Below are 19,833 nucleotides of genomic sequence, written 5' to 3'. Positions count from 1 at the left end.
GCTAGGCGCTCACAGAAGTTGCGGCGGCAGGGTTAGCGGGCTCGTTCAATGCGCGGCCAAGTGCGACGAGGAAGAGTGCCAGACCCACCGTGATGAAGATGTGTCCGAGGCCGGCGATTCCGGCGATCATCGCGGTCGATTCCTCCCCCAGCACAGTTAAGCTACCGTGCCAGATGAGCATTCCAACGGTAAGCACAACGCCAATGTTGTAGAACCAGAAGAAGGAGTTAAAAAGCTTCGTGTTGCGGGACACGGCGAAGACCTTGTCCACCACAAGGAAGATGAGGAACATCATGAACCCCAGCGCCAAGAGGTGGGTATGGGCCACTCCTAGCTGGGTGAACTGTCCCTCCGGGAAATCGTTCGCGCGCGTGAACTCGCGGTAGAACACGCCGGCGCTCAACCCCATGACAAGGTAGAAGATGGCTGCTCTATAGAGGGACTGCATTGTGTGTTCCTTCCTAGCCACGCTGCTGTGGCGATTGCGTCGAGGATGGTGATTGGCCTTTAGACCATCTGCTATCCATCCTGCTTCGCGCTCACAGCGTTTCCATCGCGTAGCCGGTTGAGTTTCTCATCAACCAACTAGTTGATAGCGTGGCCGCGCCGGCTACCACTTGCGCAGGTAATCGATGCGCTCCCGCAGCTGCTCGGCGTCGCACAACGCAGTCGGCGGGCCACCGCAGGCCTTGCGCGCTTCGGTGTGGATGGCTCCATGCGGGCGCCCGGTGCGTTGGGCGGTAATAGACACCACCGTGTTGAGTTCTTTGCGCAGCGCGGAAATCTCATCCACCACACCTGGCTGGGAACCAGCACCGCTTGCCGACGCCTCTGCCCCACGCTTGGGTGCATGTGGGGTGCCGTAGAGCTTGCGGCGTTGTTCCTCTGCTGCTTCCGCAGCCCGGCGCGCCTTCTCTTCTGCCTCGCGGCGGTCCAACTCTTCGGACTGCTTTTTGCGCAAAAGGTCCTTGACCTGGTCGGCGTCGAGAAGCCCGGGAATTCCAAGGAAGTCTTCCTCTTCGTCCGTGATATTGCCCGTCGTGAACTGCGAGCCGTTATAAAGCAGCCCGGAAAACTCTGCCTCCGCGCCTAAGGATTCATAGGAAGGCTCGAGCATGTCCGGTTCGGACTTCTTCTTATTGGCGTCCTCGAGCAGCTCATCGTCCCAGCCATCCTTGTCGGGGTTTTTCTCCCCTCCCAGGACGTGGTCGCGCTGCTTTTCCATGTTCTCGGCAAGGCCCAAGAGCACCGGCACGGAGGGCAGGAAGACGGAGGCCGTCTCGCCGGGCATGCGGGAGCGCACGAAACGCCCGATGGCCTGAGCGAAAAACAGCGGGGTCGAGGCAGAGGTGGCGTACACGCCCACGGCGAGGCGGGGAACGTCGACGCCCTCCGACACCATGCGCACGGCCACCATCCACTCGTCGGTGGATTCAGAGAACTCCGCAATGCGCGCGGAGGAGCCTGGATCATCGGAGAGGATGACGGAGACGGGAGTATTGGAGATCTGCTTGAGGATCTTGGCGTAGGCGCGCGCGGTTGTCGTGTCGGTAGCAAGTACCAGACCGCCGGCATCCGGCATGTTGCGGCGCATCTGCATCAGCCGCGTGTGCGCCGCCTGCAAGACGGTGGGGATCCACTCGCCTTTCGGGTCGAGGGCCGTGCGCCAGGCGCGGGCTGTCTGCTCCGGATTGAGGATATCGCCGAGACGGGCCGCATGTTCCTCACCGGCGCTGTCGCGCCAGCGGGATTCGCCGGAGTAGCTGAGGAAGACCACGGGGCGCACGACACCGTCGGCAAGCGCATCGCCATAGCCATACGTGTGATCAGAGCGGGATACGAGGTGGCCTTCCCCGTCCTCCTCATAGCGCACGAAGGGGATCTGCGAGTCATCGGAGCGGAAGGGCGTACCAGTCAGTGCGAGGCGGTGCTCCGCATCATCATAGGCTTCCCGCACGCCATCGCCCCAGCTCTTGGCATCTCCGGCGTGGTGAATCTCATCAAGGATCACCAGGGTGCGCCGCGCTGAGGCAACCGCGCGGTGCTTGTACGGGTGCATGCCCACCTGCGCATAGGTCACCACGACACCGTCCATCGCGGGGTTGACTCCCGAGGAGTTTGTGAACTTGGGGTCAAGCGCTAGCCCTACGCGGGAGGCGGATTCCGACCACTGCACTTTGAGGTGCTCGGTGGGCACCACCACGATGACGCGCTCTACGGTGCGGTCCGCCATGAGCTCTGTGGCTACCCGCAGGGCGAAGGTGGTCTTACCTGCGCCTGGCGTTGCCACCGCCATGAAATCCTTCGGCTTGGTGGCTAGGAACTTATCCAAAGCCGCGCGTTGCCATACGCGCAGCGAACCGTTATTGGCAAATCTCTGTGCTGGAGTCTGAGTAGACACGGTCAGCGACTTTCCCCCTCTAGTTATCCCAACATCCCGCTCTTGTGAAGTTTTTCGTACGCTTCGGTTTACGCCGACGCAGGATGAGCGTCGACGTCAGACTTAACGGCGGCGCAAGCTCTTATATATGCGCTCGCAGTCTGGGCACACGGGTGAGCCGGGCTTCGCTTGCTTGGTCACCGGGAAGGTCTCTCCACACAGGGCAACGACGTACTTGCCGTTGACCGCGGAATCGAGGATCTGGTTCTTCTTCACGTAGTGGAAGAACTTCGGGGTGTCGTCGTTGGTCGACGTATCCTCGCGGACATCAGGGCGTTCAATAGTCTTAGTCGTCGTACTCACGCCCCCTATCATGCCGCATCGGTATCGAAGTTGGCGAGTCCTGCAGCTACGCTAGTAGGCATGACCCCTTCGAACTCGCGCGATAACCCCCGCCATACCCCACGTTCAGGGCAGCGGCGCGGGCGCGGATTCGGCCGCGAGACGCACCTCATCACGACTGCCAAGCTCGCCCCCGGTCAAGACCGGCATCGCCGCGAGATCATCTACTCAATACTGCAGTTTTTGCGCGTTCCATCCCTCCTGATAGCCGGGGCCATGGTTTATGTTTGGCAGTGGTGGATCCCCGCTGCCCTCGTCGTGGCCGTCACCTTCCCACTGCCCTGGATCGCTGTGGTCATTGGCAATGGTCGGGGTCAAAAGAAAGACAAGCGCGAGAAGGCTGTTTATAAGCCCGCTATGGCCCGGCAAATGGCGCAGGCCCAGCGCGAGCAACTGACAAGCCGGTCCCATGGAGCGCTTCCCGGCGCGCCGTCATCACACGACGATACGGCGAAGCAAAACACCATCGACCACGAAGACTAGACATTTACCGTTTACCTCCCGAAGCAATGTAAGGACACTTTTGTGAGCACACAACAGCCTTCTCCTTTTGGCCCGGAGATGAACCCAGAGCACCCCGTCGCGGATGTCGCGGCCGACCTCGCCCGTGTCTTTGCTGACGCGGGATTCACCGCGGACGGCATCGCGGGACACTTAGGGCCGGAGTACACCGAAGCCCTACATCGCGGGGAGCCCGAGGCCGTGGCGCTGGGTGCTAGCGGCGACTCCCGTCTCGACCGCCTCATCCGCATCTTTGTGTTGCACGAGCACGTGCCGGCCACGCTGCTTTCCGACGTCCTCGGTGCCCGCCTAGCCACCCAATTGCTTGACAGCGGTGTCGCGCTTACCGACGATCACGGCACTGTCTACGTGGCATACGACATTCGGCCGCACGTCATCGTGGGCAAGAATCGCGTGGTGTTTTCCGATGTTGATGCTTCCCTCGTGGACCACGTTCCTGGTCCCGAGCACGTCTTGGGTGTCGGCTCTGCCAGCCTTTCCCTACTTCATTCGACTCCCACTACTCCGGTGTCATCGGTGCTGGATCTGGGCACAGGCTCTGGCGTGCAAGTCCTGGGGCAGCTGGATTCTGCAGAGCGCATCGTCGCTACTGATGTCCATGAGCGAGCCCTCGAGCTCGCCCGCGCTACCGTTGCTGCAGCGGACGCAAAGGAACGGGTCGAACTGCGCCAGGGTTCGTGGTTCGAGCCGGTACAACACGAGCGCTTCGACCGCATCGTGGCCAATCCTCCATTCGTGGTGGGCCTTCCTGAGGTCGGCCATGTGTACCGAGATTCCGGACTCAACCTCGATGGTGCTAGTGAGCTCGTGGTGTCCCAAGCCGTGGAACACCTCACCCCTGGAGGAACCGCGCACGTGCTCGCCGCGTGGGTTCATCAAGGCGAGGAGTCCTGGCAACAGCGGGTTGCCTCGTGGTTACCGGACACCGGTGTAGCCGCATGGATCATTCAACGCGACGTGGCAGATCCTGCTCTGTATGTGTCCACCTGGTTAAGCGATGAGTCCGTGGATGTTCGCAGCCCTGAGGGAAGGGAGCGTTCGCGCCGCTGGCTCGAACACTTCCGCGAGCACGAGGTCACTGGCATCGGATTTGGTTTCGTAGCCATCCAGCGTATTGGGGACGACGAGCCCTCGGACATTCTGGCGGAGACAATGTCACAGCCGCTCATTGATCCACTCGGACCAGAAGTAGAAGAGTATTTTGCGCGCGTCGAATGGCTGCGCGCTTTGGTGCCGGGAGAACTGGAGACCAAGCACGTTCAGCTGCGCCCCAGTGTTGCTCGGGAGGACGTGGCCCTGCCAGATGCTGAGCTTGGCATGGGCTTTGAGCGCGCAGCGCTCCGATTGAGCCGGACCGACGGTCCGCGCTGGCAGCATGATGTCGACGAGCACCTCGCGGCTATCGTCGCCGGGCTTAATCCGCATGGGTTGAGCATCGGCGAAACCATCGAGCTTTACGCCGCCGCACAAGGCTTTGATGAGACCGCACTGGTGAGTGCTGCGCTTCCTGCCATCGTGGATCTCATCCGCCATGGTCTGCTGATCCCCACGGAGCTGCTAGCTTTTAGCAACACCGAGTAGACCAAGTAGTTCGCGTTAGCTGTATCCCCAGGAGCCTCATTGCGTACTGAAAACTTCTCCACAAGAAAGGTTGTGTATCCCCGTCCATGCGTGCTGTTCTCACCCGCGTTTCTGAAGCTTCCGTCACGGTAGAAGGCGACGTTGTCGGTTCCATCAGCTGTCCCGACACCGGCGGCATCCTAGCGCTCATTGGTGTATCTCGTGACGATGTCACGGCAGGCGCCGAAGCTGGTCCTGCCGACGGGCCATCCTTGGAGGAGCGGATGGACACGATGGCACGCAAGATCGCCGAGCTGCGCATTCTCGAGGGCGAAACCAGCGTGGTTGACAGTGGAGCTCCAGTGCTAGTGGTAAGCCAGTTCACTCTCTACGGGCGAACGGCGAAGGGCCGCCGGCCATCGTGGTCAGATGCCGCACCCGGGGACGCGGCGGAACCGGTGATCCAAGGGGTTGTCGCTCGCCTGCGGAAGCGCGGGATCACCGTGGAGGAAGGTCGCTTCGGAGCCATGATGCAGGTCTCCTCCGTCAATGAAGGGCCGTTTACCGTGCTCGTTGAGGTGTAGCCTCGGCGCGCCTCCCCCAAAATGGCCTAAAACCCACCTCGCAGACCGGGGTGCGTGAACATTTTTCAAACCGTGGGAACTATCTGCGCCGAAGGTCCGTTGTAGGAGATGAACCAAGCCGCAACTTAGGAGGCATGAGATGGCCACATCATCCGCTGCTAGCGTCCAGGACGAGGACGGACAGGAAGTTGACCGCGGCTCACGCCGTAACCAGACTAATGACAATCCCTCCGCGGACTTGGTCCGCGTTTACCTCAACGGAATCGGCAAGACTGCGTTGTTGAGCGCCGAAGACGAAGTTGAGCTCGCACAGGCAATCGAGGTGGGCCTGTACGCCGAGTACAAGCTCGCCAATGCCGAGAAGCTGACCCGCGCCGAGAAGCGCGACCTCAAGATTCTCGCCCGCGAAGGCAAGAAGGCACGCTCCCACCTCCTCGAGGCTAACCTGCGCCTCGTGGTCTCCCTGGCTAAGCGTTATACCGGCCGCGGCATGCCGCTGCTGGACCTCATCCAGGAAGGAAACCTGGGCCTGATTCGCGCAATGGAGAAGTTTGACTATGCCAAGGGCTTCAAGTTCTCCACGTACGCCACGTGGTGGATCCGCCAGGCCATTACCCGCGGCATGGCTGACCAGTCCCGCACCATCCGCCTCCCGGTGCACCTGGTAGAGCAGGTCAATAAGCTTTCCCGCATCAAGCGCGAGATGTATCAGTCCTTGGGCCGCGAGGCTACGAATGAGGAGCTGGCCGAGGAATCCGGCATCGAAGAGTCCAAGATCGAAATGCTGCTGCGCCAGTCTCGCGATCCCGTCTCCCTGGATATGCCTGTGGGCACCGATGAAGAAGCACCGTTGGGTGACTTCATTGAGGATGCCGAGGCAACCGATGCGGAAACCGCCGTGGTGGCATCCATGCGCCACTCTGATATCCGCTCCGTCATCGGCTCCCTCGAGGAGCGTGAGCAGGATGTCATCCGCCTGCGCTATGGCTTGGACGACGGTGTTCCGCGCACCCTCGATCAGATTGGACGCAAGTTCGGTCTCTCCCGCGAGCGTGTTCGCCAGATTGAGCGCGAGGTCATGGCCAAGCTGCGGGAGGGCAACCGCGCCGATCGTCTCCGCGAATACGCGCTTTAAGTTCTGTTTCATAGCTTGGCGCTAGCCATCGAGGTTCATCCCTCCTGCCCACCTAAATTGTTGGCTGGGCTCGGGGAGGTCGATGCTCGGTGGCTTTCGTCATTTCTCGAGGGCCGTGAATCTCTTTGTCCATATCTTCCTATTCACCCCGCGCAGCGTGCAGCGCTGCGTGCGCTAAGCCCTGAAAAAATACGCTATTGTTTAAGATATTCTCTTAATACACTCCTATTACCGCGCCTAAACCTATGTGGCTACGGACCGCCGACAACGCAGAAAGGTAAGCCCACGTGAGGGATCTAGTTGACACCACGGAAATGTATCTGCGAACCATTTATGAGCTCGAAGAGGAAGGAATTACCCCACTGCGTGCTCGCATTGCAGAGCGCCTAGAGCAATCTGGGCCGACTGTGTCCCAGACTGTGGCTCGCATGGAGCGCGATGGCCTGCTCCACGTGCGCACGGACCGCAGCCTCGACCTCACCCAGCAAGGTCGCGAACTGGCCACCAATGTCATGCGCAAGCACCGCCTCGCTGAGCGCTTGCTCACGGACGTCCTGGGCCTCGATATTCACAAGGTTCATGATGAGGCCTGCCGTTGGGAGCACGTCATGAGCGAAGAGGTAGAGAAGCGAGTCATAGCCGTTCTTGAGGATTCTTCCCGCTCCCCCTTCGGCAACCCCATCCCAGGTTTGGCGCAGCTTGGCATGACCCCCGCGGAACTCGACCTGGGGACTCGCGCCATCGATCTTCCCACCGGGCAAAAGACTGCAGCCACCATCGTCCAGATCAACGAGGTTTTGCAGGCGGATAACTCGACTTTCCACGAGCTTTACTCGTGCGGTATTCAGGTTGGTTCGAAGGTTACCGTGGTCAATGAAAGCGGAACGATTACGCTGACCACGGAGTCGGGCCACACCGTCGAGCTTGTCGACGACCTCGCGCACGCTATCCGAGTCAAGGAGGACTAAGGCGATGAAGCTACTTGTTACTGGCGGTGCCGGCTATGTCGGCAGCGTGTGCGCGGCCGTCCTCGTGGAGAAGGGGCACGACGTCACCATCATCGATAACTTTTCCACCGGCAACCGCGAAGCTATCCCAGAGCAGGCCCGCCTCGTCGAGGGTGACGTGGCCGATGTCGCTCGTGAAGTGCTATCTGAAGGAGGCTTCGACGGCGTTGTGCATTTTGCCGCTCGCTCCCTCGTTGGCGAATCCGTTGAGGCTCCGGCTGACTATTGGCAGCACAATGTCGTCACGACGCTGCAGTTGCTCAACGCCATGCGCGAATTCGGAGTCACCAATCTTGTGTTTTCTTCGACCGCGGCAACGTACGGCGAGCCTGCACAGGTTCCGATCACAGAGACGATGCCTACGAAGCCGACGAATCCTTATGGCGCATCCAAGCTCGCAATCGACTACATGATCACCTCATATGCCCAGGCCTACGGCTTGGGGGCGACGTCGTTGCGCTACTTTAACGTCGCCGGTGCCTACGGCAGCATTGGCGAGAACCGCGAGGTGGAAACCCACCTCATTCCGCTTGTATTGCAGGTAGCACTTGGCCATCGCGACAAGATCTTCATTTTCGGCGATGACTACGACACTGCCGACGGCACCGCCGTCCGCGATTACATCCACATCCGTGACCTGGCCGACGCTCATGTGCTCGCGCTTGAAAGCAACGCTGCGGGTACACACCGCATCTATAACCTCGGCTCCGGAGACGGTTACTCTGTCAAGCAGGTCATTGAGGCCTGCCGCGAAGTCACCGGACACCCCATCCCCGCTGAGCTGGCGCCCCGCCGCGCAGGAGATCCCGCAACCCTCGTGGCCTCCTCGGACAAGATTAAGTCCGAGCTCGGATGGGATCCGAGCCGCACCGACTTGACCACCATCGTGACGGATGCGTGGAACTTTACCCAGCAGCTCGGCGAGCGGGCGCACTCCGCTCAGCGTTAGCATCACCCTCCTGGGCCGCATCCCCTACCGCGTTGTCAAAAGCTTTGCGCGCGCCCGTGTGGATCGAAGCGCGTATCTTTTCGTGCAACCCGTGGCGATAAGCCTGGCACAACAACGATCCTAAGCGGTGACTAGGGAACTCTTCCGTGACGAGCTGCAGTGCCGGTCCAGCCAGGATGTCCCACTCCTGTTCCATGTGTGCCAGGGCAAACAGGGTCAGAGCATTCGCCCGTAATTCTTCGCCGAATGTGCGCGCTGCTGCTAGGAGAAGGTACGCACCGGTTTCGCCAGCCTCCGCGCAGATGCCCACCACGAGGTCGCGCGTCCACGTCGTCGACAGCCACACGGCGCATGATGCCAACAGCTCTACATCTTCTTCGGCTTCCTCCACAGACGCCACCTGGTGAAGCGCCCACTGAGCATCATCCACAAAGTGCTCAAGGAGTTCCTTGCGCTTCTTCCCTTTCGCCGCGGCCACCTGGGCGCGAAACTGAGTCGCGGTATCGCGTGCTTGCCGGCTCAGGGCTTCGGCTTCGGCAGAATCGAGGTGTGGGTTTCCCGGCGCGAAAATGGCAAAGAATTCTTCCCTATTGAGCTCTGGAACAACATTGTGATTGACGCAGGAGCGCATCGAGGAGGCGTCGGTAAGCGCCGGTATAGTGCCTTCTACCCACTTTTTCATCGGCCCGCTCCCATCTGCGTTGACGGTTCCGTGCAACAGAACGTAGGGCTCATGTTTGGTGATTTCCTTGGCGTACCAGGCCGCGTCAATCTCCAACCCGTCACAGGAACGATCCAGGCCGTAGAGCCAGTGGGTCACCTCCCGTAATTCAGTAAGCGGGCGCTGCGAAATGAGGAAGGCGAAGACGCCTTCGCGGGCATTCTCTGCCAGCATCGCCGCGATGTCTGGCAGGGCTCCGGCGGCATCGGGGATATCGACGCGGGCGAGCGGACCCATGGCCGGGCCGCGCGGGGTGGTGTCAATGGCCATGAATACCACCGATTCGGTGGGATAGAAGCCAAGGAGTCCGGGGATGTTAGCAAGGAGATGACCAGGTGTCGTAATCGGTGGGGTGTTATCTGTGTGCGTTGAGAATGTGCTCATACTTGTACCCTGAACCAGGGCTGCCACAGGACGCTAGGGGGATCACGCCACACACGGAGAATCTGTGGATAACTAGTCCGGACTGGTCTGCAATCCGAGGGAAAGAGCCAAGTTATTCACACCCACCCACTCGACATGCTGGCACAACGGATGGCCATGTGGCATGCTTGAACGATCATCACCAGTGCCCATGATCAATCCCAGCTCGGCTTGGCAAGGAACGCACAATCGCAGCTGGGAATAGGTAGTAGCCCTACAGCGTTGCAAGGCACAGAACGCTGATTAGGTCCGTACGCTTCTAAAGAAGCGCACGGATAGAAGGAGGAGTCACAATCATGCAGGAAGAACAGGGCCGCATGTATGAGCTGGAGTATCCCGCACCAGTGGTCAAGGACGATTCCGCCCCAGGCAATGGCCCTACGATGATCGTGGCCATGAATGGCTATGCCGATGCGGGCCAGGCCGTCGAAGCCAGTGCTGATCACCTCAAAGCCGCGTTGGAGAACCGCCAGCTGGCTTCGTTTAATAATGACGAGCTTATTGACTACCGCTCTCGCCGCCCCGCCGTCACCATTGACCACGACCGCACGGTAGAAATTGAGAACACCGATCTGGGCATCAAGGTGCTCCGGGATAACTCCGGCACACCTTTCCTGCTGCTTTCTGGACCGGAACCGGACTTGCGCTGGGAGGCATTTACGGACGCGGTGGTGAACTTGGTGGAAAAGTTCGATATCAAGAACACCATCATGCTGTACTCGGCCCCTATGCCGGTGCCGCACACCCGCCCCACCGTGGTCACGGCGCACGGCAATGAGCCGGAGCTCCTTAACTCCATGGTGCGCATGGAATCCACCATGATGGTCCCGGGCGCCGCCGCCCTGTATATTGAGCGAGCCTTGGATAAGAAGGGCCGCCGCGTTGCTGGATACACCGCTCATGTTCCGCACTACCTTGCGGCGTCTCCTTACCCGGCCGCCACGCTACGGCTGTTAGATTCGGTCGCCTCGGCGGTTGACCTCAACATTCCGCTGGGCAGCCTGGAAGCGGACGTTGCTCGCATCAACCAGCAGTTGGAGGAGCAGGTTACCGATTCTGAGGAGATCGCTGGCGTCGTACGTCAGCTAGAAGAGCAGTACGATGCCTACATGGAGCGCTACCGCTCCCGCCACCCGCAGGCCATCATGCCAGGTGAGGAGCACATGCCCACTGGCGAGGAGATCGGTGCGGACTTTGAGGCCTTTCTTGCTGGCCTCGATGACAGCTCGGACATCCTGTCCGAAGATATCGATGACCGCGAAGACAACTACGGCCGCGATGAAGGCCCCGGCTTAGACATGGATGACGACGTCTAAGCATATCTTGCCCAGCCGCACAATTAGAGGCAGGGCAGTGAAGTTGGGGCGCAGGGCCGACGCTCTGGTTAATAGAGCTTTTCGCCTAAGGTGGGACGGGTGAACCTTTCTCAGATGTTGCCCGATCTCGCCGAAGTCCCCGAGTCGATGGTTGATGAGGCCATCTGGGACACATTTTTGTCCTGGACTTCCGGCCGCGGTATCTCGCTTTACCCGGCGCAGGAAGAGGCCTCCCTTGGTGTTCTCGCCGGGGATAACGTCATCTTGGCCACCCCCACCGGATCTGGTAAGTCCATGGTGGCCAACGCCGCCCACTTCACTGCTTTAGCACGCGGCCAGCGCAGCTTCTACACCGCTCCCATCAAGGCCTTGGTGAGCGAAAGGTTCTTCGCTCTCTGCGAGATTTTCGGCCCCGAGAACGTCGGCATGATGACCGGCGATGCCACGGTCAATGGCTCCGCCCCGATTATCGCCGCCACCGCTGAGATCGTGGCCAATATTGCGCTACGCGATGGCGCAGAAGCCGCCATCGATCAAGTGATCATGGACGAGTTCCACTACTACTCCGAACCCGATCGCGGCTGGGCCTGGCAGGTACCGCTCCTGGAGCTACCGAAGGCCCAGTTCCTGCTCATGTCCGCCACCCTGGGTGATACCGCCTGGCTGGAGAAGGATTTGACGGAGCGTACCGGCCGCACGACGACTCTGGTAGCGGGAACAACTCGCCCAGTGCCCCTCGACTTCTCTTATGTCTTTTCCGCGGTCCACGAAACAATCGAAGAATTGCTCGCCGATGGCAAAGCCCCTGTCTATGTCGTCCACTTCTCCCAACGCGAAGCCTCAGAGCGTGCGCAGGCGCTCACTTCGCTGTCGAAGATCATCACCGCAGAGGAGAAGGAGGCCATTGCCGCGGAGCTCGCGGGCTTCCGCTTCACCACGACGTTTGGCAAAGACCTCTCTAAGCTTCTGCGTAAGGGAATCGGTGTCCACCACGCTGGCATGCTGCCGAAGTACCGGCGCTTGGTTGAGCGCCTGGCCCAGAAGGGCCTTCTCAAGATTATTTGCGGCACCGATACTTTGGGTGTGGGCATCAACGTCCCCATCCGTACAGTGCTGATGACGGGTTTGGCCAAGTATGACGGGACCCGCCAGCGCATTCTGAAATCCCGTGAGTTTCACCAGATTGCCGGCCGCGCTGGCCGCGCCGGTTATGACACGGAAGGCACCGTCGTAGTGCAGGCGCCGGAGTATGAGATTGAGAACGCCAAAGCGCGGCGCCGTGTGGGCGATGACCCGGCCCGCCTCAAGAAGCTGAAGAAGAAGTCTGCGCGCGACGGTGAAGTGTCGTGGTCGGAGCAGACTTACGCCCGGCTTATCGACGCCGAGCCGGAGCAATTGACGTCCCAGTTCCGAGTGTCCAACTCCATGTTGCTCAACGTGCTCGCCCGCCACGGCAACGGCTACGAGCACCTTAAGCACCTGCTCCGCACGAGCCACAACACGCGCGCCCGCCAGAACGAGGACATCCTCACAGCGTTGAGTCTGTTCCGAGGCCTCCTCAATTCGGGCGTGGTGCAAAAGTCTACGAAGGGGCTCGATATCTACGGCCGCCCCTACCACGTGGTCCGTGAGATGCCGCGCGATTTCGCCCTCAACCAGCCTTTAGGCCCCTTCGCGCTAGCGGCACTCACCTTGCTGGATCCCGAGTCCGAGACCTATGCCCTCGATGTCATCTCTGTCTTTGAATCGGTGCTGGATGATCCACGCCAGGTGCTTATTGCTCAACAGAAGCAGCGGCGCGGTGAGGAGATAGCAGCTCTCAAAGCGGAGGGCGTGGACTATACCGAGCGCATGGCCATCGTGGAAGACATCACGTGGCCAAAGCCCCTGGAAGAACTCCTCGAACAATCCTATGAGACCTTCTGCCAGACCAACCCATGGGCTAAGGAGTTCGAGCTGCGGCCTAAGTCTGTAGTGCGCGACATGCTGGAGAGCGCCATGACTTTTTCCGATCTCGTCGCCACCTACGGTCTTGCCCGCTCGGAAGGCGTCATTTTGCGCTACCTGACGGATGCCTGGCGCACGCTCAAGCAGTCGATTCCCGCGGAGTTCCTCACAGAAGAACTCGAGGACATCATCGTCTGGCTCGGGGAGCTTATCCGCCAAGTAGATTCTTCGCTTGTCGACGAGTGGGCTGAGATGGCTGGCGAGGACTCCCCCATTTCCCAGGAGGATATGGACCGCGAGTTGGCCTTTGGAGTTGAGGATCCCACTGCCTTGACCGCGAATCAGCGGGCTTTCAGCATCATGGTGCGCAACTACTTCTTCCGCCTTGCTCAGCTCTTTGCCTTGGAGAAGGAAGAGCGCTTGGCAAACCTATTGGATTACTTGGAGGAGATCCCCGACTTCAGCCGCGCCCTCGATGACTACTTCGATGATTACGATGACATCGACACTGGGCCAGCGGCTAGGGGGCAGGAATATTTTGTCTTGGATAAGGGTGACACGGGCTCGGGCGCTCGTGGAGTTGGCGGCTCGCGGTCGTGGACCGTGCGTCAGATCCTTAAGGACCCAGAGGGTGATAACTCCTATCAGCTCGTTGGCATCGTAGATCTCGATGCCTCCGATGAAGCCGGGGAAGTACGGCTTTCTGAGCTGCGCGTGGAGTACTAGGGCGCATAAGCAGGGACTATTAATACCCCCTTTTCTGAATTAATATTTTCCGTTCATCGCATATTATTCGTATGATTGGAGAATGAGCACGGCACAACAGATAGACGAACGCAAGCTTTCCCCAATTCCTCACGCCAGCGCAGCCCCCGCGGCCGAGCGCCTCACACCCGGTTCCTTCACCATGAAGGTCCTCAACGGCATCTCCATCGCCGTCGTGGTGTCGCTGGTTCCGCAAGCTCTACTGGGCGAACTGGCCAAGGCTCTGCTGCCCTTCTGGTCTGGCGCCGCCACCGTCATGGCCCTCACCGGTTTGGCCGCTAGCCTTTTGCCCGTCATGATCGGTGTCCTCATTGGCATCGAATTCAAGATGACACCCATCCAAACCGCCGCGGTGGGTATTGCCTCCTTCTGCGGCTCCGGCGTGGCCACAGTGAATCCCGAGGGCGGCTTCTTCCTCAAAGGTACTGGCCTTGTGATTAACTCAGGACTTACCGCAGCCATCGCGGTGGGACTGCTTCTTTTCATCGGCGATAAACTCAAGAACTACTCAATCTTGCTGCTCTCCACCATTGTGACTCTGGTCGCGGGCACGATTGGATGGGTAGTCACTTACCCCGTTGTTAAGGTCTTCACCCTGTGGTTGGGCAACTTGGTCAACGGCGCAACCACTTTGCAGCCGGTCCTTATGGGCGTGGTCCTCGCTATCCTCTTCGCCATCATGATTGTCTCCCCAGTCTCCACCGTTGGCATTGCCACTGCCATCTTCATTGACGGTGTTGCCTCCGGTACCGCCAACCTGGGTGCCGTGGCCGCCGGATTTACCCTTCTGGTTGCTGGTTGGCGCGTCAACGGCTTCGCCACCTCCATCCTGCACGTCCTCGGTTCCCCCAAGGTGCAGATGGCCAATATGCTGTCCAAGCCAGTGACCTTCCTCCCGGTAATTTGTTCCGCGGCCGTCTTGGGCGGCGTCGGCGGCGCCCTAGGGATTTCCGGTACCCCGATTTCCGCTGGCTTCGGCATCTCCGGCCTCATGGGCCCCTTGGCCGCCCTCAACTACGAAGGCTGGGGCTGGAGCGCTGGCAACGTAATGATCATCACCTTTGTATACCTCGTCCTGCCACTCGCCCTTGCGCTGCTCTTTTGCTGGCTCTTCGAGAAGGTCCTGCATCTCACCAAATCTGAATACTTTTCTCTCGATTTCAAGTAGTGGCATGGGGAGTACAGTGGGTGGCGCTATGAATACTCCAGACTCCCCAGCCACCAGTATTCGCCTCGCAGGCGTTCACTTTGAAACGCAGGATGACGCCGTCACGGTCCACTGGCTTCTCGGAGGCCTTCCCCACCACCGTGACGTCGTGTTTAAGCTACACACCCTCGATCTTCAACTCATCATCCACTTTGAGCAAGACCAGCTCGCCTCCATGGAAATCGCTTCCTTTGGTGAGGACACCAGGGATGCCCACCGGCCCGTCGATTATCACTACATCTACACCCCCGAAGAGCTCGTAGTCACCGTGCCAACGGCTCATTTTGAACTCACCGACCAGGTTTTCACCATGGGTCTGTCTGTGGACGGCGCGCCGTGCGGCGAGTGGACTGGAACTATTACCTAAGCCTCCACTTTCCCACTTGAGCTAAGCCTACACACGCTTTACAGGACGTTGACCAGCAACAATACTGGAGAATAGAAAGTTCTCTAGACAATTGCGAGAGCCCTAGAGCACGATGCGGACACCCTAGACTTCGAGGAGCTGGCAATGCCCCACCATGGCAACGAACCCCACGGATCTTCGCACAACGCACGTCTCAACTCTTTGCGGGCAGGCGTTCTCGGCGCCAACGACGGTATCGTCTCCGTCGCCGCGCTTCTACTCGGAGTGGTGGGCTCGGGGGCGTCGGCAAGCGCCATCCTCACCGCAGGCTTGGCTGCTACCGTGTCCGGTGCCGCCTCCATGGCGCTCGGAGAATACGTCTCGGTGTCCGCGCAGCGCGACTCCGAGCGGATGATGATCGACAAGGAGACCCGCGAGCTGGCGGAAATCCCCGAACAAGAGCATGCCGAGCTCGTTTCCATGCTCGCCAGCTACGGCATGCACACCGAAACCGCGGACACTGCCGCCCGTGAGATCGCTGCCGAGGATAGACTTCTCGAAGCACACCTCCGGCTTGAAATGGGCATCGACGGCGAAGACCTGACAAATCCATGGCACGCGGCGTTCTGGTCGGCCATATCTTTCCTCGCCGGCGCCGCACTCCCCCTGTTGTCGATCTTCCTCGCCCCCATGAGCATGGCTGCAGCAACAGTCGCCATCGTTACCTTGGTCGCTCTTGCCATCACAGGCTACGTCTCCGCCCGCCTCGCCGACACGAACACTGGGCGTTCCGTGCTCCGCCTCGTCATCGGTGGTGCACTGGGCCTGGCCGTCACTTATGGCATCGGCGTCGCGTTCGGCGGGGTCGTCGGCTAAAGGCAGGAAGAGAGCTGTCCCACGCGCCCTCTGCGCACCGACGCCCCTCCCCGACGGGCCCCAAAACAGAAAGTCCCACCTCCCGCCAAATGCGGGCAGTGGGACTCTACGTTTAGCTAGGAAAGTGCTAGCTGGCTTTACTCAGCGGTGCGCACAGCCTCGGCCTGCAGCGCCTGGGCCACGGCCTCGATGACGCCAGCTACCTTGATGCCTTCCCAGATCTGCTCCTTGGTCACGCCTTCCTCGAGGAGAGTATTAGCGTGTGCGGACAGGCAGTGCTCGCAGCCGTTGATGGCGGAGACAACGGTGCTCCACAGCTCAAACGTGGCCTTTTCCACGCCGGGCTTAGCAATGATATTCATGCGCAGACCAAACTTGACCTGGGCAAAATCATCGCCCAACCAGCTCTTTGCACGGTAGGCCACGTTGTTCATAGCCATCACCGTGGCGGAGCCAAGAGCTGCGTCAATTGCTTCCTCACTGAGGTGCTCGCGGGCTTCCTCGAGAATCTCCGACAGCACCAGATCATTGCGGGTCGCAGCGGCAGCAGCGACCAAGCTACCCCACAGCTGCTCCTCATTCAGCTCGGTGGTGCGTGTAAGGGAACCAATGTTGAGCTTCTGATCCTTAGCATATGCCGGAAGCGCGGACTTCAGGTTTTCGATAGACACTGATGTAACTCCTTTAAGGTTGGGCGGTTGTGCTTACTGCTGGTTTACAGAGCGGACTGAACAACCTCGAGCTTGTCGATGTTCTTCGTCGGGTCGTTAGCCTCCCAGTTGCAGGCGCAGACCTCTTCGGACTGCAGCGCGTCCAGCACACGCAGAACCTCATCCACGTTGCGGCCGACAGCATCCGGAGTCACGGACACGAACTGGATAACACCGTCCGGATCGATGATGAAAGTAGCGCGGTCAGCAACACCGTCGGCATTCTCCACACCGAGGGCACGGATCAGGTCGTGGCGAATATCAGAGAACATCGGGAACGGAACTTCCTTCAGCTCTGGGTGGGTTGCACGCCAGTTGAAGTGTGCGAACTCGTTATCGGTGGAGCCGCCAAGGACCTGGGTATCGCGGTCCAAGAACTCCTCATTCAGCTTGCCGAAGGCCGCAATTTCAGTCGGGCAGACGAAGGTGAAGTCCTTCGGGTAGAAGAACACAACCTTCCACATTCCCTGGTACTTGTCCAGAGATACCTGCTCGAAGTAGTCCTCCGGTTGGTTAGCGTTGACGTCGTGGAGGTCGCCACCCTTCAGCGCGGTCAGATCGAACTCCGGGAACTTCTCGCCAACAGTCAAAATAGGCATAGAAGACTCATCTCCTTCAATAGTCACAACAATGCTCAAAAGTGATGCAGATCTCTACGACCGCACACCACTTTGCCTTTTAGCTGGTACGCAGCCGTACGCCTGTTAAGTATGCCACGAAAGATTTCGCGCGTCAATAGGCTCCGCGAATTATAGGTGTTAGAGTTATAGGCATGAACAATAAGGAGTATCGTCCGACCCTCGCCCAGTTGCGCACCTTCGTCACGATCGCAGAGAACAAGCACTTTGGCTCCGCGGCCGCCAAGCTCGATATCTCCCAGCCTTCGCTCTCCCAAGCCCTCGTCGCGCTCGAGCAAGGACTGGGAGTGCAGCTCATTGAACGCTCTACCCGCAAGGTCATCGTGACGTCCACCGGCGAGATGCTCCTGCCCTATGCAAAGGCGGCCCTCGAAGCCTCCGATGCCTTCCTGAGCCAAGCCCGCGGCGCCAACGGCACACTCACCGGTCCCCTCACCATCGGCATCATCCCGACCATCGCGCCCTATATCTTGCCGGGTCTGTTGCGATCCATCGATGATGCTTACCCCGATTTGGAGCCCCGCTTCGTCGAGGAGCAAACCCAGCATCTTCTGGATAAGCTGCGCGAAGGAAACCTTGACTTAGCCGTTGCTGCACTACCCACTGAGGCTCCCGGCATGGTGGAGATCCCTCTCTACACCGAGGCCTTCACCGCAGTAACTCCAGCGGCGCATCCACTCGCAGGGCGCGATGACCTCACGCTGTCGGAGCTCGAGCATCTCGATTTGCTCTTGCTTGATGACGGCCACTGCCTCCGCGACCAAGTCCTCGACCTGTGCCGCCGCGCGAAAGTGAACCCCTCCGAGGCCACCAACGCCGTCACGCGCGCCTCGTCATTGACCACTATTTTGCAGCTTGTCATGGGAAACCTCGGCGCCACACTCGTACCTGAATCCGCACTCGTTACGGAATGCCAGAACCCGCAGCTTGCCGTTGCTCGCTTTGCCCCTTCGGTAACAGCAGAGCGCCAGGTGGGGCTCGTTTTTCGCTCCTCTGCCGCCCGCGCCGATGAATACCGCACTTTCGGGACACTGGTCACCAGCGCATTTGAGGACGCCGTCGAGCGCTCTCGGGACCTCTTTTCGTCTCCCTAGTCAGCTCCCTCTGATCAACACGCGTGCCCCAGCGCGACACTCAAAACGCCAAAGCCGCCACTGACCGGCCTCCTTGTCTAGGCCCTCCTCTGTGAAAGGGCTATCCGAAGAGGACAGTCAGGGCGGCGGCGCGCGTTAAATGCGCTACGTGTGGCCTTTAGTGTTTAGGCTGCGGGGGCATAACGCCCTTGACACTGGCGGCACAGGTGCGCGGTTGCCAGCTGCATAGCCGGTGCGATGACTACCAGCGCCAAGCCCAACGTGATGAAGGACGCGGCAAACATGAGAGCCGTAAGAACGATGAACAGCAGGATGTGGCTGTAATTCTGTTTGCCTAGCTTGAGCCCCTGCGAGAACGCCTCACCGATTGAGGAGGTATCCGCTGCCAACCAGGGCATGAGGGTAAAGAAGGGCTGGATGAATAGCCCGATCAGCATGAGCACGGCGAGAATACCGAAGATGGAACCGACGAGCGCGAGAATCTCCCCGTCTCCGAGGTTCTCGACGTTCTGCATATCCATTGCAGAGGCCCCGCCGAAGCCCACAGCAAACACAATGACGACAACAATCACGAGGGCTATAGCGCCAAGAATACCCAGGACCAGGTTCACCACAAGCGGCGACACCCAGCGAACACCTTGGAAAAGAGTGCCCCACGTGGGGCTTGGCTTATCGATCTCGCGATAGGCCAAGCGGTACACAATCAAAGAGATAACGATGGAGAGTATAGACACGGCAAAGGAGAAGAAGCTCACCATGACGCTCGCGCCCGTACCATCGGCGTTCTGCTCGCCAACGCTGATGCCAATTTGTGGAATAACCTGAATAAAGAACACCACGACAGCACCCAGCACCCACAGCATCGCATTACCCAGCGCAGCCTTGAAGCCCCATTTGATCGCCTCTAGGGCGCTGACTGGGCCCGTGTAGGCAGGGCCGGCGCCCGGACCAGGGCCCTCATATCCGGAATCGCCTCCGTAGCTTGCCCCGGCGTATCCCGGCTGACCGGCGTTGTAGGCGCCATAGGAATTGCCACCATAGGGCTGAGCGCCGTAGGACTCGCCACCGTAATTGCCATAACTGCCGGACTGGCCGAAGCCAGCCTGATCCTCTGGGTGCGTGGTGGGTTCATACCGCGGCAGGCCGCCATTGTTTCCCGAGGAGTTATTGGCGTTGTTTCCCGGATTGTTGCCGAACCCGCCGTGGGAGCCGTTGTCATCCGGTTTCGGATCAAAAGGATTGGTCATACAC

The 19,833-nt window shown here is 59.8% G+C and carries 19 protein-coding genes; 12 read left to right on the top strand and 7 right to left on the bottom strand.

What is annotated here, in order from left to right:
* Position 1 precedes the first annotated feature (1 nt).
* The 3 genes from HMPREF3056_RS01785 to HMPREF3056_RS01775 all read right to left on the bottom strand — a co-directional run bounded on the left by HMPREF3056_RS01785 (position 2) and on the right by HMPREF3056_RS01775 (position 2,755).
* Entirely contained in the window at positions 2-448 is a 447-nt protein-coding gene (locus tag HMPREF3056_RS01785; protein ID WP_070513130.1) for a DUF2871 domain-containing protein, read from the bottom strand.
* Positions 449-610: 162 nt separating this feature from the next.
* Complete coding sequence (locus tag HMPREF3056_RS01780; RefSeq protein ID WP_070700456.1) at positions 611-2,401, bottom strand: DEAD/DEAH box helicase; 1,791 nt, start codon at positions 2,399-2,401, stop codon at positions 611-613.
* A 102-nt stretch (positions 2,402-2,503) separates the two neighbouring features.
* Positions 2,504-2,755 carry a DUF3039 domain-containing protein gene (locus HMPREF3056_RS01775; RefSeq protein WP_046648196.1) on the bottom strand — a complete coding sequence of 84 codons (252 nt, stop codon included), beginning with the start codon at positions 2,753-2,755 and terminating at the stop codon, positions 2,504-2,506.
* Between the two features lie 48 nt (positions 2,756-2,803).
* Here HMPREF3056_RS01775 and HMPREF3056_RS01770 point away from each other — a divergent pair, with 48 nt between their 5' ends.
* The 6 genes from HMPREF3056_RS01770 to galE all read left to right on the top strand — a co-directional run bounded on the left by HMPREF3056_RS01770 (position 2,804) and on the right by galE (position 8,539).
* Positions 2,804-3,265: a DUF3099 domain-containing protein gene (locus tag HMPREF3056_RS01770; RefSeq protein WP_141759832.1), complete on the top strand. Its 462-nt coding sequence runs from the start codon at positions 2,804-2,806 to the stop codon at positions 3,263-3,265.
* A 78-nt stretch (positions 3,266-3,343) separates the two neighbouring features.
* Entirely contained in the window at positions 3,344-4,885 is a 1,542-nt protein-coding gene (locus tag HMPREF3056_RS01765) for a DUF7782 domain-containing protein (RefSeq protein ID WP_210401769.1), read from the top strand.
* 86 nt (positions 4,886-4,971) lie between these two features.
* Complete coding sequence (gene dtd / locus HMPREF3056_RS01760) at positions 4,972-5,448, top strand: D-aminoacyl-tRNA deacylase (RefSeq protein ID WP_070753998.1); 477 nt, start codon at positions 4,972-4,974, stop codon at positions 5,446-5,448.
* Between the two features lie 139 nt (positions 5,449-5,587).
* Positions 5,588-6,583, top strand: coding sequence for a sigma-70 family RNA polymerase sigma factor (locus tag HMPREF3056_RS01755; RefSeq protein ID WP_046648202.1), 996 nt, complete (start codon positions 5,588-5,590; stop codon positions 6,581-6,583).
* 287 nt (positions 6,584-6,870) lie between these two features.
* Entirely contained in the window at positions 6,871-7,551 is a 681-nt protein-coding gene (locus HMPREF3056_RS01750; protein WP_046648203.1) for a metal-dependent transcriptional regulator, read from the top strand.
* A 4-nt stretch (positions 7,552-7,555) separates the two neighbouring features.
* The gene (gene galE / locus HMPREF3056_RS01745) at positions 7,556-8,539 is read left to right on the top strand and encodes a UDP-glucose 4-epimerase GalE (RefSeq protein ID WP_070516899.1); all 984 of its coding nucleotides are present in this window, start codon (positions 7,556-7,558) and stop codon (positions 8,537-8,539) included.
* Here galE and HMPREF3056_RS01740 read toward each other — a convergent pair.
* Entirely contained in the window at positions 8,496-9,644 is a 1,149-nt protein-coding gene (locus HMPREF3056_RS01740; protein ID WP_070516897.1) for a DUF4192 domain-containing protein, read from the bottom strand. The two genes, galE and HMPREF3056_RS01740, sit on opposite strands and share 44 nt — an antisense overlap.
* 335 nt (positions 9,645-9,979) lie before the next feature.
* Here HMPREF3056_RS01740 and HMPREF3056_RS01735 point away from each other — a divergent pair, with 335 nt between their 5' ends.
* The 5 genes from HMPREF3056_RS01735 to HMPREF3056_RS01715 all read left to right on the top strand — a co-directional run bounded on the left by HMPREF3056_RS01735 (position 9,980) and on the right by HMPREF3056_RS01715 (position 16,140).
* Positions 9,980-10,999 (top strand): PAC2 family protein, encoded by a 1,020-nt coding sequence (locus HMPREF3056_RS01735; protein ID WP_070513116.1) that lies wholly within the window; start codon positions 9,980-9,982, stop codon positions 10,997-10,999.
* Between the two features lie 99 nt (positions 11,000-11,098).
* Positions 11,099-13,672: a DEAD/DEAH box helicase gene (locus tag HMPREF3056_RS01730; protein ID WP_070753997.1), complete on the top strand. Its 2,574-nt coding sequence runs from the start codon at positions 11,099-11,101 to the stop codon at positions 13,670-13,672.
* Between the two features lie 181 nt (positions 13,673-13,853).
* Positions 13,854-14,879, top strand: coding sequence for a PTS sugar transporter subunit IIC (locus HMPREF3056_RS01725; protein ID WP_371326148.1), 1,026 nt, complete (start codon positions 13,854-13,856; stop codon positions 14,877-14,879).
* Positions 14,880-14,907: 28 nt separating this feature from the next.
* Entirely contained in the window at positions 14,908-15,285 is a 378-nt protein-coding gene (locus HMPREF3056_RS01720) for a hypothetical protein (RefSeq protein ID WP_049157524.1), read from the top strand.
* Positions 15,286-15,429: 144 nt separating this feature from the next.
* The gene (locus HMPREF3056_RS01715) at positions 15,430-16,140 is read left to right on the top strand and encodes a VIT1/CCC1 transporter family protein (protein WP_070753996.1); all 711 of its coding nucleotides are present in this window, start codon (positions 15,430-15,432) and stop codon (positions 16,138-16,140) included.
* 137 nt (positions 16,141-16,277) lie between these two features.
* Here the strand turns inward: HMPREF3056_RS01715 and HMPREF3056_RS01710 are convergent, their stop codons facing one another.
* Entirely contained in the window at positions 16,278-16,811 is a 534-nt protein-coding gene (locus HMPREF3056_RS01710) for an alkylhydroperoxidase, AhpD family (protein WP_070547103.1), read from the bottom strand.
* A 44-nt stretch (positions 16,812-16,855) separates the two neighbouring features.
* Positions 16,856-17,449 carry a peroxiredoxin gene (locus HMPREF3056_RS01705; RefSeq protein WP_070753995.1) on the bottom strand — a complete coding sequence of 198 codons (594 nt, stop codon included), beginning with the start codon at positions 17,447-17,449 and terminating at the stop codon, positions 16,856-16,858.
* 173 nt (positions 17,450-17,622) lie between these two features.
* On the opposite strand from HMPREF3056_RS01705, the gene HMPREF3056_RS01700 reads away from it, so the two are divergent.
* Entirely contained in the window at positions 17,623-18,582 is a 960-nt protein-coding gene (locus HMPREF3056_RS01700; protein WP_070516885.1) for a hydrogen peroxide-inducible genes activator, read from the top strand.
* 164 nt (positions 18,583-18,746) lie between these two features.
* Here the strand turns inward: HMPREF3056_RS01700 and HMPREF3056_RS01695 are convergent, their stop codons facing one another.
* Positions 18,747-19,829, bottom strand: coding sequence for a hypothetical protein (locus HMPREF3056_RS01695; RefSeq protein ID WP_049157529.1), 1,083 nt, complete (start codon positions 19,827-19,829; stop codon positions 18,747-18,749).
* Positions 19,830-19,833: the final 4 nt, after the last annotated feature.

The organism is Corynebacterium sp. HMSC056F09 (assembly GCF_001815785.1).
Taxonomy (GTDB): domain Bacteria; phylum Actinomycetota; class Actinomycetes; order Mycobacteriales; family Mycobacteriaceae; genus Corynebacterium; species Corynebacterium hiratae.
This window is presented reverse-complemented; position numbering and strand designations above follow the sequence as displayed.

Coding starts and splice junctions, on each gene's coding strand:
- HMPREF3056_RS01740 (WP_070516897.1), bottom strand. CDS start 9,644: ATGAGCACATTCTCAACGCACACAGATAACACCCCACCGATTACGACA.
- galE (WP_070516899.1), top strand. CDS start 7,556: ATGAAGCTACTTGTTACTGGCGGTGCCGGCTATGTCGGCAGCGTGTGC.
- dtd (WP_070753998.1), top strand. CDS start 4,972: ATGCGTGCTGTTCTCACCCGCGTTTCTGAAGCTTCCGTCACGGTAGAA.
- HMPREF3056_RS01755 (WP_046648202.1), top strand. CDS start 5,588: ATGGCCACATCATCCGCTGCTAGCGTCCAGGACGAGGACGGACAGGAA.
- HMPREF3056_RS01765 (WP_210401769.1), top strand. CDS start 3,344: ATGAACCCAGAGCACCCCGTCGCGGATGTCGCGGCCGACCTCGCCCGT.
- HMPREF3056_RS01705 (WP_070753995.1), bottom strand. CDS start 17,449: ATGCCTATTTTGACTGTTGGCGAGAAGTTCCCGGAGTTCGATCTGACC.
- HMPREF3056_RS01695 (WP_049157529.1), bottom strand. CDS start 19,829: ATGACCAATCCTTTTGATCCGAAACCGGATGACAACGGCTCCCACGGC.
- HMPREF3056_RS01735 (WP_070513116.1), top strand. CDS start 9,980: ATGCAGGAAGAACAGGGCCGCATGTATGAGCTGGAGTATCCCGCACCA.
- HMPREF3056_RS01720 (WP_049157524.1), top strand. CDS start 14,908: ATGAATACTCCAGACTCCCCAGCCACCAGTATTCGCCTCGCAGGCGTT.
- HMPREF3056_RS01715 (WP_070753996.1), top strand. CDS start 15,430: ATGCCCCACCATGGCAACGAACCCCACGGATCTTCGCACAACGCACGT.
- HMPREF3056_RS01725 (WP_371326148.1), top strand. CDS start 13,854: ATGAAGGTCCTCAACGGCATCTCCATCGCCGTCGTGGTGTCGCTGGTT.
- HMPREF3056_RS01785 (WP_070513130.1), bottom strand. CDS start 448: ATGCAGTCCCTCTATAGAGCAGCCATCTTCTACCTTGTCATGGGGTTG.
- HMPREF3056_RS01770 (WP_141759832.1), top strand. CDS start 2,804: ATGACCCCTTCGAACTCGCGCGATAACCCCCGCCATACCCCACGTTCA.
- HMPREF3056_RS01775 (WP_046648196.1), bottom strand. CDS start 2,755: ATGATAGGGGGCGTGAGTACGACGACTAAGACTATTGAACGCCCTGAT.
- HMPREF3056_RS01700 (WP_070516885.1), top strand. CDS start 17,623: ATGAACAATAAGGAGTATCGTCCGACCCTCGCCCAGTTGCGCACCTTC.